Consider the following 13082-nt stretch of genomic DNA (forward strand, 5'->3'; position numbering starts at 1 on the left):
TATATACTACTGTTAGTACCTAGTCATAAAAATGGATGGTGCGGTATGAAGAAAAGAAGAAGTAAAAAAGAAAGACAAGAATTATTACAACAAACAATCGAATCAAATCCTTTTATTACGGATGAAGATTTAGCGGAAAAATTTCAAGTGAGTATACAAACAGTACGACTGGATCGTATGGAATTGTCTATTCCTGAATTAAGAGAGAGAATTAAACATGTAGCTACAAAGCAACATGAAGAAGATGTGAAATCTTTACCGTTAGAAGAGGTTGTCGGAGAAATTATTGATATTGAATTAGATAGACATGCAATCTCTATCTTTGAAGTAAAGGTAGAACATGTATTTAAAAGAAATCAAATTGCCCGTGGGCATCATCTGTTTGCGCAAGCAAACTCACTAGCTGTTGCGGTTATTGATGAAGAATTAGCTTTAACTGCAAAGTCTACCATTCGATATATTCGCCCTGTAAAATTAGGAGAGCGTGTTGTTGCAAAAGCGCGTGTTGAAGACGTAGAGAATGATAAGGGACGGACGGTTGTCAAAGTGCGTAGCTTCGTTGGAGAAGAACTTGTTTTTACAGGCACTTTTGAAATGTATCGATCTAGTAATTATAGTGAGGAAGGTAACAACTTATGAAAATCGCAATAGATGCAATGGGCGGAGATCACGCTCCAAAGGCTGTAGTATTAGGGGCAATGAAAGCTATTAAGGAATATTCTGATCTACATATTACGTTAGTAGGGAAAGAAGAGGAAATTCGTCAATACTTAACGAGTGATGAACGAATTACTATTCTTCATACAGACGAAAAAATAGAATCGACGGAAGAACCAGTAAGAGCGGTTCGTCGAAAAAAACAAGCTTCAATGGTACTTGCGGCACAGCAAGTAAAGGATGGAGAAGCAGACGCTTGTATATCCGCAGGTAGCACAGGAGCTTTAATGGCAGCTGGATTATTTGTTGTCGGTCGTATGGAAGGAATTGAGCGACCAGCTTTATCGCCTACAATGCCAACTGTAGATGGAAAAGGTTTTGTTATGTTAGATGTTGGAGCAAATGTTGATGCAAAATCAATTCATTTATATCAATATGCAGTAATGGGATCTGTTTATGCTGAGAAGGTAAGAGGAATTGAAAATCCTCGTGTTGGACTATTAAACGTTGGAACAGAGGATGGAAAAGGAAACGAGCTTTCAAAGCAAGTATTTGCAATGCTTAAGGATGCGCCAATTAATTTCGTTGGGAACGTTGAATCGAGAGATTTATTGCAAGGTGTAGCAGATGTTGTTGTATGTGATGGTTTTACAGGGAATGTAGCGTTGAAATCATTAGAAGGAACAGCACTTGCGCTATTCTCTATGTTGAAAGAACAACTAATGAGTTCGTTTACGAGCAAATTAGCAGCGGCGGTATTAAAGCCAAAACTTATGGTATTAAAAGATAAAATGGATTATTCGGAGTATGGGGGAGCTGCATTATTTGGATTGAAAGCACCTGTCATTAAGGCTCACGGTTCTTCTAATGACCAGTCGATATTTAGTGCGATTCGTCAAACGAGAGAAATGGTAGCGAAAGAAGTAATTCCTACAATTTCAAGCGTAATGGAGAAAGAGTCACTCCAATAAGAGGAGGATTTGAAATGGGAAAAATAGCATTTCTTTTTCCGGGCCAAGGTTCACAGGCAGTTGGAATGGGTAAACAATTAGCAGAGAATAATAAAGAGGTTGCAAAAGTGTTTGCAAAAGCAGATGAGGTGTTACAAGATTCACTTTCAGAAGTGATTTTTGAAGGACCGCAGGAAAAGCTTACATTAACAACAAATGCTCAGCCTGCATTATTAACAACGAGTTTTGCTATTTTGACAGCTTTGAAAGAGTATGACATTACACCTAACTTTGTCGCTGGTCATAGTTTAGGTGAATATAGCGCTCTTGTAGCAGCTGGTGCATTAACTTTTGAAGATGCTGTATATGCTGTAAGGAAACGTGGCGAATATATGGAAGAAGCTGTTCCAGACGGGGAAGGTGCGATGGCAGCTATATTAGGTGCTGACCTAGATATGCTGAAACAAGTTACAGAAGAAGTAACAAGTGAAGGATATGCAGTGCAAATCGCTAATATGAATAGTACGAAGCAAATTGTGATTTCTGGAACGAAGCAAGGTGTAGAGGTTGCTTCTCAAAGAGCGAAAGAAAATGGTGCAAAGAGAGCAATTCCACTAAAAGTAAGTGGGCCTTTCCATTCTTCACTTATGAAGCCGGCAGCTGAGAAGTTCCAAAGTGTTTTAAATGAAATTACAATTCATGACACGAATATTCCTGTTATTGCAAATGTTACAGCGGATGTTATTACACGTGGTGCAGACATTCAAGAAAAGTTAATCGAACAGCTTTATTCGCCTGTATTATGGTACCCGTCTATTGAATGTATGGTGCAGCAGGGAGTAGATACATTTATTGAAATTGGACCTGGAAAAGTACTTGCTGGACTTATGAAGTCGATTGATTCATCAGTGAAAGCATATGCGATATATGATGAAGAGACATTAAAAGATACCATTTCAAATTTGAGAGGAGAAAACTGATGTTAAAAGGGAAGGTAGCATTAGTAACTGGCGCTTCACGTGGAATTGGTCGCGCGATTGCGATCGATTTAGCGAAACAAGGGGCAAATGTAGTAGTGAATTATGCAGGTAATGAACAAAAAGCAAATGAAGTAGTAGATGAAATTAAGAAATTAGGTTCTGATGCAATTGCGGTAAGAGCAGATGTTGCAAATGCTGATGATGTTACAAATATGGTGAAACAAACAGTAGATACATTTGGACAAGTTGATATTCTTGTAAATAATGCTGGTGTAACAAAAGATAATTTATTAATGCGTATGAAAGAAGAAGAATGGGATACAGTTATTAATACAAACTTAAAAGGTGTATTCTTATGTACAAAAGCAGTATCTCGCTATATGATGCGTCAACGTCACGGTAGAATTATAAATATCGCTTCGGTTGTTGGTGTTATAGGAAACCCAGGGCAAGCTAATTATGTTGCTGCTAAAGCGGGTGTTATTGGATTAACAAAAACATCTGCAAAAGAGTTAGCAAGTCGAAATATTACAGTGAATGCAATTGCGCCGGGCTTTATTGCGACTGATATGACAGATGTACTAGATGAGAATATTAAAGCAGAAATGTTAAAAGTTATTCCAGCTGCTCAATTTGGTGAAGCGCAAGATATCGCGAATGCTGTAACGTTTTTTGCTTCTGATCAAAGCAAATATGTTACAGGTCAAACGTTAAATGTTGATGGCGGTATGGTAATGTAATAAAAGAATCGATTTCACCTAGTTTTTTTGGTCAATATTTAATATAATATTTGAGGGGAGGTGAATGGAATGGCAGATGTTTTAGAGCGCGTAACAAAAATCATCGTTGATCGTTTAGGAGTAGAAGAGACTGAGGTAGTACCAGCTGCAAGCTTCAAGGAAGATTTAGGAGCAGACTCCCTAGATGTAGTAGAACTTGTAATGCAATTAGAAGATGAATTCGAAATGGAAATTTCTGATGAAGATGCTGAAAAGATTGCTACTGTTGGCGATGCTGTGACTTACATAGAGAGTCATCTATAATGCTTAAGTGAAGTCCCGTTTTTTAGCGGGGCTTTCTGGCTTATATCTGGAGGGACCTATGCCGTACCGAAAATATAGAGAAAAAAAATACGAAACAAAATATCGTGAAGCATTTAAAGTGTTTCAAGAAAAGATAGGTATTACGTTTACAGATGAAAAATTATTGATTCAAGCATTTACGCATTCATCGTATGTGAATGAGCATCGAAAAAAACCGCATGAAGATAACGAGCGTCTTGAATTTCTTGGAGATGCAGTATTGGAACTTACTGTATCGCAGTATCTGTTTCAAAAATATCCGACAATGAGCGAAGGAGAGTTAACAAAACTACGTGCAGCTATTGTATGTGAGCCATCTCTTGTTCGTTTTGCGAACGAATTGTCATTTGGTAGCCTTGTTTTATTAGGAAAAGGTGAAGAAATGACAGGTGGACGTGAACGACCAGCTTTATTAGCGGATGTCTTTGAAGCGTTTATTGGTGCCCTTTATCTTGATCAAGGGTTAGAAACAGTTTGGGAATTCTTAAAAGAAATTGTATATCCGAAAATTAATGAGGGTGCTTTTTCTCATGTGATGGATTATAAGAGTCAGTTACAAGAATTGATTCAGCGTGATGGTAGTGGCAATGTTGAGTATCAAATTTTGCAAGAAAAAGGACCAGCTCACAATCGAGAATTTGTGTCACGTGTTACGTTAAATAACGTAGCTTTAGGTCTTGGTAGTGGTAAGTCGAAAAAAGAAGCAGAGCAACAAGCTGCTGCAGAAGCATTGAAAAAATTAAAAGAACAACTATAAGGAATCCCCCTTTGAATGAGGGGGATTCCTTATGCATAGAATGAAACTTTCTTTTTGTTTGTGAATAAAAGGAAGGGAAATCCGTATGATAGCTCGTTTTTGTATAGATAACAGTTATAGCAACGGAGAATAGGAGGAAGGCCTTTCGTGTTTTTAAAAAGATTAGAAATAGCAGGATTTAAGTCTTTTGCTGAGCGTGTATCTGTTGATTTTGTCCCAGGTGTAACTTCTGTAGTAGGCCCTAATGGAAGCGGGAAAAGTAATATTACTGATGCGATTCGCTGGGTACTTGGTGAACAATCTGCAAAATCATTACGTGGTGCAAAGATGGAGGATATTATTTTTGCAGGCAGTGATACGAGGAGAGCGGTTAATGTTGCTGAAGTAACAATAACTTTAAATAATGAAGATCAACGTTTACCAATTGAATACAATGAGGTGTGTGTAACACGTCGTGTATCTCGTTCAGGTGATAGTGATTTTTATATTAATAAACAATCATGTAGATTGAAAGATATTATCGATTTATTTATGGACTCTGGTATGGGAAGAGAAGCTTTTTCAATTATTAGCCAGGGGAAAGTGGAAGAGATTTTAAGTAGTAAGTCAGAAGAGCGTCGAGGTGTATTTGAAGAAGCGGCAGGCGTACTGAAATACAAACTTCGCAAAAAGAAAGCTGAAGGGAAGTTAGCAGAAACACAAGAAAACTTAAATCGTGTACAAGATATAATTCATGAATTAAGTAGTCAAGTAGAACCTTTAGAAAGACAAGCTTCTATTGCGAAAGATTATCTTGAGAATAAAGAAGAATTAGAGAAAGTAGAAGCTGCGCTTATTGTACATGAAATTGAAGAATTGCATGAGAAATGGGAAGCGCTTCGAAATCAGTTTGGGCATAATAAAGACGAAGAAGCTAAAATGTCAACGGATTTACAAAAAAGTGAAGAAGAGCTTGAGGAATTACGAGGACAATTACAAGCGGTAGATGAGTCTGTAGATTCGTTGCAAGAAGTACTTCTTCTTTCTAGTAAAGAGCTAGAAAAACTAGAAGGACAGCGCGAGTTGTTAAAAGAGAGAAAGCAAAATGCTACGACGCATTGTGCGCAACTTGAGCAGTTAATTGTTGAATTAACAGAGAAAGCTAAAAGTTACGATGGTGAAATTGCGTCAAGTACAGAAGCTTTAATGCAATTTGTGAATGAAGTAAAAGAGTTAGAGCAAAAATTGCATGATAATGAGCAACTACTTGCTACTTTTGCTGACAATTTAGAGGAACAGATTGAGAATTTAAAAGGTGACTATATTGAACTTTTAAATCAACAAGCTAGTCATCGCAATGAATTATCTATGATTGAAGAACAATCTAAACAGCAAACGTCTAAAAACGAGCGGCTGGATGAAGAGAATGCGAAATATGTAGAAATGCGTATGGAAATTACAGCGAAAAAGACGAAACTTGTAGAAAATTACGAACAAGTGAAAGAAAAAGTAGCTGGCATCCTCTCAAACATACAGAAGACAGAGGCGGCGCTCGGGAAATGTAAGACGCAGTATAGTGAAAATGAAACAAAACTGTATCAAGCATATCAATTTGTGCAACAGGCACGTTCTCGAAAAGAAATGCTTGAAGAGATGCAAGAAGATTATTCTGGCTTCTATCAAGGTGTACGTGAAGTATTGAAAGCTAGAGAAAATAGGTTGCAAGGTATCGAGGGTGCTGTTGCGGAACTGTTAACGGTACCTAAAGAATACGAAGTTGCAATGGAAATCGCTCTAGGTGCAGCGATGCAGCACATTGTTGTACAAACAGAGGAACATGCTCGTAATGCAATTGCATTTTTAAAGCAAAATAAACATGGGCGTGCAACGTTTTTACCGCAAGCTGTTATTAAAAGTAGGTCGTTATCATTTGAGCAATTACGCATTGTAAATCAACACCCATCGTTTGTAGGTGTGGCGGCAGAACTTGTGCAGTACAATAATAAATATGAAAATGTAGTTTCAAATTTATTAGGTACTGTTATTGTTGCGAAAGATTTACGCGGAGCAAATGAGTTGGCGAAACAACTGCAATACCGTTATCGCATTGTAACAATCGAAGGGGACGTAGTGAATCCTGGCGGTTCTATGACTGGTGGAGCGGTAAAACAAGCGAAATCTTCTTTATTAGGACGCCAACGTGAACTGGAAGAGTGGACTCGCAAGTTAACTGATATGGAAGAAAAAACAACGAAGTTAGAAAACTTTGTTAAAGCAGTAAAACAAGAGATTCAAGAAAAAGAAGTGAAAATACGCGAACTAAGGAAAACTGTAGAAGCAGAGCGTGTAGATGAGCAGAAATTAAGAGAAGAGATTAATCGTTTAGAATTAGAAGAACATCGTATTAATGACCGCTTGTCTATTTATGATTTAGAGATTGAAGGTTTTTTACAAGATCGAGTAAAAACACAAGGGCGTAAAGAGGCGTTAGAAGGGATTTTAACGAATCTTCAAGCTGATATCACAGAGTTAGATAGTAAAATTGTAGCTTTAACAAAACAAAAAAGTGAGCAACATTCTTCAAAAGAAAAAGTTCAAAAAGAAATGACTGAGTTAAAAGTGCTGGTAGCTGAAAAGCAACAACGCTTATCTAATCAAAAAGAAAAAGTTGAACGATTTACGAAGGAAAAAGAAGAAACGGATGCGACACTTGTAAAAACGAAAGAGGATTTAGCTTTCTTAAAACAAGAAATGACATCTAATTCAAGTGGTGAAGAGCAAATTACGAATATGATTGAGAAGAAAGCGTATGATCGTAATCAAACTTCAGAATTAATTCGCTCTCGTCGCGAACAACGTGTCTCGTTGCAAGAGAGAGTAGAACATTTAGAGCGTAATTTGAAAGAAACGACAGGTAAACATAAATATATTATTGAAATGTTGAAAGATCAAGAAGTGAAAATAAACCGACTTGATGTAGAGTTGGAAAATAGATTACAACATTTACGTGAAACATATACGATTTCATTTGAAGCGGCAAAACTAAAATATACAATGACAATGCCTGCAGAAGATGCGCGTAAGAAAGTGAAATTAATCAAATTATCCATAGAAGAGTTAGGTACAGTGAACCTAGGGGCAATTGATGAATATGAACGCGTAGCGGAGCGTCATACATTTTTACTAGAGCAGAGAGACGACCTAGAAGAAGCGAAAACGACATTGCACCAGCTTATTACCGAAATGGATGAAGAAATGAAAAAACGCTTTTTTACTACGTTTGAAGGCATTAGAATGGAGTTTCAATCGGTATTCTCTGAGTTATTTGGAGGCGGAAGAGCGGATTTAGTAATGACTAATCCAGAGGATTTACTAAATACGGGTATTGATATTGTAGCACAACCGCCAGGGAAGAAATTGCAGAACTTAGGTTTACTTTCAGGTGGAGAGCGTGCTTTAACGGCAATTGCGCTTTTATTTGGTATTTTAAAAGTGCGCCCAGTACCGTTCTGTGTACTAGATGAGGTAGAGGCCGCCCTTGATGAAGCGAATGTAGCTCGTTTTGCACAGTATTTAAAGAAATTTAGTGATGAGACGCAGTTTATTGTAATTACACATAGAAAAGGTACAATGGAAGAGTCTGATGTGTTGTACGGTGTAACAATGCAAGAATCAGGGGTATCTAAACTTGTTTCGGTTCGTTTAGATGCCGGAGAAGAACTTATTGCAAGTGAATAGGAAGGATGGGAAAGTATGAGTTTTTTTAAAAAACTAAAAGAAAAAATTTCAAAACAAACGGATACAGTTACAGAGAAATTTAAACACGGATTAGAAAAAACTAGAAATTCATTTGCGGATAAAGTGAATGATTTAGTGTATCGTTACCGTAAAGTGGACGAAGATTTCTTCGAAGAGTTAGAAGAAATCTTAATCGGTGCAGACGTTGGCGTCGCAACGGTAATGGAATTAATTGATCAATTGAAAGAAGAAGTACAACGTCGTAACATTCAAGATCCAAAAGAAGTACAAGCTGTTATTTCAGAAAAACTAGTAGGAATTTACAAAGGTGACAGCGATTTTAGTAACGAAATTAATATGCAAGAAGACCAATTAACGGTTGTTTTATTTGTTGGTGTTAACGGTGTAGGAAAAACGACGACAATTGGTAAACTGGCGCATAAGTTTAAATCAGAAGGTAAGTCAGTCTTATTGGCGGCAGGAGACACATTCCGTGCTGGGGCGATTGAACAATTAGAAGTATGGGGCGATCGCGTTGGTGTAGAAGTGATTAAACAAGGATCTGGATCTGATCCAGCGGCGGTTATGTATGACGCTGTACAAGCTGCAAAAGCACGTAAGGTAGATGTATTACTATGTGACACAGCAGGACGCTTGCAAAATAAAGTAAACTTAATGAAAGAGTTAGAGAAGGTGAAGCGTGTAATTGAGCGTGAAGTACCAGGTGCTCCTCATGAAGTATTGCTTGTTATTGATGCAACAACAGGACAAAACGGTTTAAGCCAAGCGAAAACATTCCGTGAAGCAACGAATGTAACAGGTATTGTTTTAACGAAGTTAGATGGAACTGCTAAAGGTGGTATTGTATTAGCGATTCGTAACGAAATTGATGTACCGGTGAAGTTTGTTGGATTAGGAGAGCAAATGGATGACTTGCAGCAGTTTGATCCAGAACAATATGTGTATGGTTTATTTGCGAACTTAGTAGAAACAGAAGAAGCGTAAGCGAAAGAAGCGGTATTTCCGCTTCTTTTTCTATAAAAATATATGATGTTAAGAAAAGAACTTGACACTCTTTTGGACTCCATGTAAACTAACTTATGTAAAGGGAAATCACTTAACAAAGGATGATCCAACATGCTCGAAAAAACAACGAGAATGAACTATTTATTTGATTTTTATCAATCGTTGTTAACGCAAAAACAAAGAAGTTATATGTCGCTTTATTATCTAGATGATTTATCTCTTGGTGAAATTGCGGAAGAATTTGATGTAAGTCGCCAAGCCGTGTATGATAACATTAAACGGACTGAAGCGATGCTTGAAGAATATGAAGAAAAATTAGTATTACTTCAAAAGTTTCAAGAGCGACAGCGACTTGTTGCAAAGCTAAAACAGCTAATCAGCGAAGAAGAGCATGTGAATGAAGAAATGAAACAAGTTGTTGAAGCTATCGAAAAATTAGATTAGGAGGGCGGCAATATGGCATTTGAAGGATTAGCCGACCGACTTCAACAGACAATGCAAAAAATCCGCGGCAAAGGAAAAGTTTCTGAAGCCGATGTGAAAGAAATGATGAGAGAAGTTCGTCTAGCTCTTTTAGAAGCAGATGTTAACTTTAAAGTAGTAAAAGATTTTGTGAAGCGTGTGTCTGAACGTGCTGTCGGACAAGATGTAATGAAAAGTTTGACACCTGGACAACAAGTAATTAAAGTTGTACAGGAAGAACTTACAGAACTTATGGGCGGAGAGCAAAGCAAAATTGCTGTTGCTAATAAGCCACCGACTGTTATTATGATGGTTGGTCTGCAAGGTGCGGGTAAAACAACGACGACAGGTAAGCTTGCGAATTTGCTTCGTAAAAAGCATAATCGTAAACCGATGCTTGTTGCAGCGGATATTTACCGTCCAGCAGCGATTAAACAGCTTGAAACATTAGGGAAGCAATTGGACATGCCTGTATTTTCTTTAGGAGATCAAGTAAGTCCTGTTGAAATTGCGAAACAAGCGATTGCAAAAGCAAAAGAAGATCATCATGATTATGTTTTAATCGATACAGCGGGTCGCCTGCATATTGATGAAGAACTAATGGATGAATTAGCGAAAGTTAAAGAAGTTGCGAAACCGGATGAAATTTTCCTTGTTGTCGATGCGATGACGGGACAAGACGCGGTAAATGTTGCACAAAGTTTCCATGAACAGTTAGGTTTAACAGGTGTTGTATTAACGAAATTAGATGGTGATACCCGCGGTGGTGCTGCATTATCTATTAAGGCTGTAACAAACACACCGATTAAATTTGCTGGTATGGGTGAAAAACTAGATGCAATTGAAGCGTTCCATCCAGAGCGTATGGCATCCCGTATTTTAGGGATGGGCGATGTCTTAACATTGATTGAAAAAGCGCAAGCTACAGTTGATGAAGAGAAAGCAAAAGAACTTGAGCAAAAAATGCGTACGCTTTCGTTTACGCTTGACGATTTCCTAGAACAACTTGGACAAGTGCGTCAACTTGGACCGCTTGATGAATTGTTAGGAATGCTTCCTGGTGCAAATAAAATTAAAGGGCTGAAAAATGCGCAAGTTGATGAAAAACAAATTGGGCATATTGAGGCAATTATTCGTTCTATGACTAAATTAGAACGAGAACAACCGGAAATAATCAATGCTAGTCGCAAAAAGCGCATTGCCAAAGGTAGCGGTACAACTGTACAAGAAATCAATCGTCTAATTAAGCAATTCGATGACATGAAAAAAATGATGAAGACGATGACGGGAATGCAAAAAGGCAAGAAAAAAGGACTAGGTGGATTGAAGTTTCCATTCATGTAAGGAAAAAAAGATGGCTCTGTTAAGAAAAAATACTTTACAAAGCAATAGTCTTTTTGCTAATATAATTATCTGTGTGAAATAAATTCGGAGGTGCTTTATAAATGGCAGTTAAAATTCGTTTAAAACGTATGGGAGCTAAAAAAACTCCTTTCTATCGTGTAGTTGTTGCAGATTCTCGTTCTCCTCGTGACGGACGTTTCATTGAGGAAATCGGAACTTACAATCCAGTTGCTCAACCAGCTGAAGTTAAGATCGACGAAGAAGCAGCATTAAAATGGTTAGGAAATGGTGCTAAACCATCTGATACAGTTCGTAACTTATTCTCTAACCAAGGTATCATGGAGAAATTCCACTTATCTAAACAAGGTAAGTAATTGAGGCAATGACTATGAAGAAGTTAGTCGAGACGATTGTCAAGCCTCTTGTCGATCATCCTGAAGATGTAAAAGTTACACAGGAACTTTGCAACGGAGAGATAAAGTATCGATTAACTGTACATCCTGAGGATGTTGGAAAAGTCATTGGAAAGCAAGGGAGAGTTGCGAAAGCGATTCGAATGCTCTTGTATTCAGTGGGACATCATAATGATGAAAAAGTAACACTGGAAATTCAATAAACGTAAAAAGGGCGAGGAGTTATTCCTCTCCCTTTTTTAACATTTAAATAGAGATTGCATGTTCCATCTATGAAATGGAGATGCTTAATTTATATAGAAACCAGGGGTGACATACTATTTATGACAAAGTGGTTTAACGTAGGGAAAATTGTAAATACTCATGGAGTAAGAGGAGAAATCCGTGTGATTTCTCGTACTGATTTTCCAGAAGAGCGATATAAAGTAGGAAACACGCTATACATATCGAATGAGAAAGACACAGACTATCTTCCAGTGAAGGTAACTTCTCATCGCCAACATAAGACATTCGATTTATTAACATTTGAAGGATATAACAATGTAGATGAAGTAGAGAAGTTTAAAGGTTCTTTAATAAAAGTACCGGAAGAGCAGTTAGGTGAACTTGCTGAAGGTGAATACTACTATCACGAAATTATTGGTTGCAGCGTTGTAACGGAAGAAGGAGAAGCGCTAGGGACAATCAAAGAGATTCTCTCTCCTGGTGCAAATGATGTTTGGGTGATTAAACGTCCGAAGGGTCAAGATCTCTTAATTCCTTATATTGATGACGTTGTACTTCAAGTTAATATTGAAAATAAATTAGTAACCATTCATGTAATGGAAGGATTGCTATAATGAAAATTGATATTTTAACGTTGTTCCCAGACATGTTTACCGGTGTATTTGGATCTTCTATATTAAAGAAGGCACAAGAAAAGGAAGCGGTAAACCTTCGTGTTGTTAACTTTCGTGATTATACAACAAGTAAGCATAATAGCGTAGACGATTATCCTTACGGCGGAGGAGCTGGTATGGTGCTTACTCCTCAGCCTATTTTTGACGCTGTAGAAGATTTGACGAAAGAGACAGAGCGTAAGCCGAGAGTTGTCTTAATGTGTCCGCAGGGCGAAAGATTTACGCAGAACAAAGCGGAAGAGCTTGCAGGGGAAGAACATTTGATCTTTGTATGTGGGCATTATGAAGGGTATGACGAACGAATTCGTGAGCATCTCGTAACGGATGAGATTTCTATTGGTGACTATGTATTAACGGGCGGAGAATTAGCTTCTATGGTTATTACTGATAGTGTTGTACGTCTCTTGCCAGGCGTGCTAGGAAATCATGCTTCACAAGTAGAGGATTCGTTTAGTACAGGTTTATTAGAGCATCCTCATTATACACGTCCGGCTGATTTTCGTGGTATGAAGGTACCGGATGTATTAATGTCAGGGAATCATAAAAATATTGACGAATGGCGACATAAGGAATCTTTGCGCCGTACGTATACGCGTAGACCTGATTTGTTAGATGATAGAGATCTATCTAAACAAGAGAAAAAATGGCTTGAGGAAATAAAGCGAGAGCAGTAATAACTTCATATATTTGCTATTGCAACAGGCCTAGTAATATGCTATTATAACATTTGTGCTACTGAAATCAGTAGCCGTATTAACGATGTTCCGCTGTAATTTATTAAGACTTTATAAGAGC

14 protein-coding genes are annotated in these 13082 nt (G+C 37.7%); all 14 read left to right on the top strand.

Annotated features, from left to right (window positions below):
• Positions 1 to 45 precede the first annotated feature (45 nt).
• On the top strand, positions 46 to 639 hold the full coding sequence (fapR, locus tag ASE54_RS07215) for a transcription factor FapR (RefSeq protein ID WP_000747349.1): 594 nt from the start codon (positions 46 to 48) through the stop codon (positions 637 to 639).
• The gene (gene plsX, locus ASE54_RS07220; protein WP_000684103.1) at positions 636 to 1628 is read left to right on the top strand and encodes a phosphate acyltransferase PlsX; all 993 of its coding nucleotides are present in this window, start codon (positions 636 to 638) and stop codon (positions 1626 to 1628) included. Before fapR ends, plsX begins: the two co-directional genes overlap by 4 nt.
• 14 nt (positions 1629 to 1642) lie before the next feature.
• Positions 1643 to 2587 carry an ACP S-malonyltransferase gene (fabD, locus tag ASE54_RS07225; protein ID WP_000515908.1) on the top strand — a complete coding sequence of 315 codons (945 nt, stop codon included), beginning with the start codon at positions 1643 to 1645 and terminating at the stop codon, positions 2585 to 2587.
• On the top strand, positions 2587 to 3327 hold the full coding sequence (gene fabG / locus ASE54_RS07230) for a 3-oxoacyl-[acyl-carrier-protein] reductase (RefSeq protein ID WP_000911774.1): 741 nt from the start codon (positions 2587 to 2589) through the stop codon (positions 3325 to 3327). Before fabD ends, fabG begins: the two co-directional genes overlap by 1 nt.
• A 69-nt stretch (positions 3328 to 3396) precedes the next feature.
• The gene (gene acpP / locus ASE54_RS07235) at positions 3397 to 3630 is read left to right on the top strand and encodes an acyl carrier protein (RefSeq protein ID WP_000786062.1); all 234 of its coding nucleotides are present in this window, start codon (positions 3397 to 3399) and stop codon (positions 3628 to 3630) included.
• A gap of 58 nt (positions 3631 to 3688) precedes the next feature.
• Complete coding sequence (gene rncS / locus ASE54_RS07240; RefSeq protein ID WP_001146875.1) at positions 3689 to 4426, top strand: ribonuclease III; 738 nt, start codon at positions 3689 to 3691, stop codon at positions 4424 to 4426.
• Positions 4427 to 4573: 147 nt separating this feature from the next.
• Positions 4574 to 8143 carry a chromosome segregation protein SMC gene (gene smc / locus ASE54_RS07245; protein WP_000478964.1) on the top strand — a complete coding sequence of 1190 codons (3570 nt, stop codon included), beginning with the start codon at positions 4574 to 4576 and terminating at the stop codon, positions 8141 to 8143.
• 15 nt (positions 8144 to 8158) lie between these two features.
• On the top strand, positions 8159 to 9148 hold the full coding sequence (ftsY, locus tag ASE54_RS07250) for a signal recognition particle-docking protein FtsY (protein WP_000007640.1): 990 nt from the start codon (positions 8159 to 8161) through the stop codon (positions 9146 to 9148).
• 132 nt (positions 9149 to 9280) lie between these two features.
• Complete coding sequence (locus ASE54_RS07255) at positions 9281 to 9613, top strand: putative DNA-binding protein (RefSeq protein ID WP_000891062.1); 333 nt, start codon at positions 9281 to 9283, stop codon at positions 9611 to 9613.
• 12 nt (positions 9614 to 9625) lie between these two features.
• Positions 9626 to 10975, top strand: coding sequence for a signal recognition particle protein (gene ffh / locus ASE54_RS07260; protein ID WP_000863460.1), 1350 nt, complete (start codon positions 9626 to 9628; stop codon positions 10973 to 10975).
• Positions 10976 to 11076: 101 nt separating this feature from the next.
• Positions 11077 to 11349 carry a 30S ribosomal protein S16 gene (rpsP, locus tag ASE54_RS07265; protein WP_000268748.1) on the top strand — a complete coding sequence of 91 codons (273 nt, stop codon included), beginning with the start codon at positions 11077 to 11079 and terminating at the stop codon, positions 11347 to 11349.
• 14 nt (positions 11350 to 11363) lie between these two features.
• On the top strand, positions 11364 to 11591 hold the full coding sequence (locus ASE54_RS07270; protein WP_000737393.1) for a KH domain-containing protein: 228 nt from the start codon (positions 11364 to 11366) through the stop codon (positions 11589 to 11591).
• A 120-nt stretch (positions 11592 to 11711) separates the two neighbouring features.
• Positions 11712 to 12227 carry a ribosome maturation factor RimM gene (rimM, locus tag ASE54_RS07275; protein ID WP_000170272.1) on the top strand — a complete coding sequence of 172 codons (516 nt, stop codon included), beginning with the start codon at positions 11712 to 11714 and terminating at the stop codon, positions 12225 to 12227.
• On the top strand, positions 12227 to 12961 hold the full coding sequence (gene trmD, locus ASE54_RS07280; protein ID WP_000686905.1) for a tRNA (guanosine(37)-N1)-methyltransferase TrmD: 735 nt from the start codon (positions 12227 to 12229) through the stop codon (positions 12959 to 12961). Before rimM ends, trmD begins: the two co-directional genes overlap by 1 nt.
• Positions 12962 to 13082: the final 121 nt, after the last annotated feature.

It is taken from the genome of Bacillus sp. Root131 (assembly GCF_001429475.1).
In the GTDB taxonomy this organism is placed as follows: domain Bacteria; phylum Bacillota; class Bacilli; order Bacillales; family Bacillaceae_G; genus Bacillus_A; species Bacillus_A thuringiensis_S.

Excerpts from the sequence above, each read along its gene's own strand:
- fapR (WP_000747349.1), top strand. The coding sequence starts at position 46 with ATGAAGAAAAGAAGAAGTAAAAAAGAAAGACAAGAATTATTACAACAA.
- plsX (WP_000684103.1), top strand. The coding sequence starts at position 636 with ATGAAAATCGCAATAGATGCAATGGGCGGAGATCACGCTCCAAAGGCT.
- fabD (WP_000515908.1), top strand. The coding sequence starts at position 1,643 with ATGGGAAAAATAGCATTTCTTTTTCCGGGCCAAGGTTCACAGGCAGTT.
- fabG (WP_000911774.1), top strand. The coding sequence starts at position 2,587 with ATGTTAAAAGGGAAGGTAGCATTAGTAACTGGCGCTTCACGTGGAATT.
- acpP (WP_000786062.1), top strand. The coding sequence starts at position 3,397 with ATGGCAGATGTTTTAGAGCGCGTAACAAAAATCATCGTTGATCGTTTA.
- rncS (WP_001146875.1), top strand. The coding sequence starts at position 3,689 with ATGCCGTACCGAAAATATAGAGAAAAAAAATACGAAACAAAATATCGT.
- ftsY (WP_000007640.1), top strand. The coding sequence starts at position 8,159 with ATGAGTTTTTTTAAAAAACTAAAAGAAAAAATTTCAAAACAAACGGAT.
- ASE54_RS07255 (WP_000891062.1), top strand. The coding sequence starts at position 9,281 with ATGCTCGAAAAAACAACGAGAATGAACTATTTATTTGATTTTTATCAA.
- ffh (WP_000863460.1), top strand. The coding sequence starts at position 9,626 with ATGGCATTTGAAGGATTAGCCGACCGACTTCAACAGACAATGCAAAAA.
- rpsP (WP_000268748.1), top strand. The coding sequence starts at position 11,077 with ATGGCAGTTAAAATTCGTTTAAAACGTATGGGAGCTAAAAAAACTCCT.
- ASE54_RS07270 (WP_000737393.1), top strand. The coding sequence starts at position 11,364 with ATGAAGAAGTTAGTCGAGACGATTGTCAAGCCTCTTGTCGATCATCCT.
- rimM (WP_000170272.1), top strand. The coding sequence starts at position 11,712 with ATGACAAAGTGGTTTAACGTAGGGAAAATTGTAAATACTCATGGAGTA.
- trmD (WP_000686905.1), top strand. The coding sequence starts at position 12,227 with ATGAAAATTGATATTTTAACGTTGTTCCCAGACATGTTTACCGGTGTA.